The sequence below is a fragment of the Herbiconiux daphne genome, assembly GCF_024979295.1.
In the GTDB taxonomy this organism is placed as follows: Bacteria; Actinomycetota; Actinomycetes; order Actinomycetales; family Microbacteriaceae; genus Herbiconiux; species Herbiconiux daphnes.
In genome coordinates this window covers 1-619 of record NZ_JANLCJ010000522.1, presented here as the reverse complement: position 1 = coordinate 619, position 619 = coordinate 1, and the positions used below count along the sequence as shown (strand labels likewise).

The 619-nt window shown below is 43.9% G+C and carries 1 protein-coding gene; it reads left to right on the top strand.

The window, feature by feature from the left end; all coding sequences use genetic code 11:
* Positions 1-65 precede the first annotated feature (65 nt).
* Positions 66-619 (top strand): hypothetical protein (locus tag N1032_RS26225; protein WP_259543577.1); only part of this gene is annotated, 554 nt, incomplete at its 3' end.

The following is a 619-nucleotide window of genomic DNA, read 5'->3' as shown; positions in this document are numbered from 1 at the left end:
AAGAGCGTGGTATCTTCGGTGTTAGTACACTGGATGTTCCATGTGATCGAGTCCTGTTCTACCTGATGGTTCATCGTGAATTAGACGGGTTCTGGGATTCTAAGAAGATGCAGACGTTTTTGCATCTCCACTATAATGTAGGGAAACCTATTATGGTGGCTTTCTTAGTATCTCGTCTGGTTGCATATGGGAACAATAACGTTCCTTATTTTGCCGGTGAAACAGGGGATAGTTGCATTTTACCTGCCACCTATTTTTGGGTTGGTTGTGGTAAACGCTTCAAAGAGCCTACTACTGTTGAATGGCGGCAACACGCTTATACCAGTGGTCAAGGTCACGAACGTGACGACGATATGGGATTCTTTGAGATGAATCCTGTTATTGAAGGTTATGAAGATCAAACTTACGAAGATTTTAACGACTCTTTGTTTGGTGCGATTTTCGGTGGTGTCCTTCAAGATCGTTTACTGCTGGATGAAGCAGGAGGTAAACCAGTAGCTAATTTAGTTTCTGAGTTCTACCGTACCGTCGCGAAGTACGATGTTTACTCGCGTAGAGGGGGCAATAAATATTGCCTATATTGGACAAGCGAGCGAGCATTGCAAGGTGTTTCCTCCCA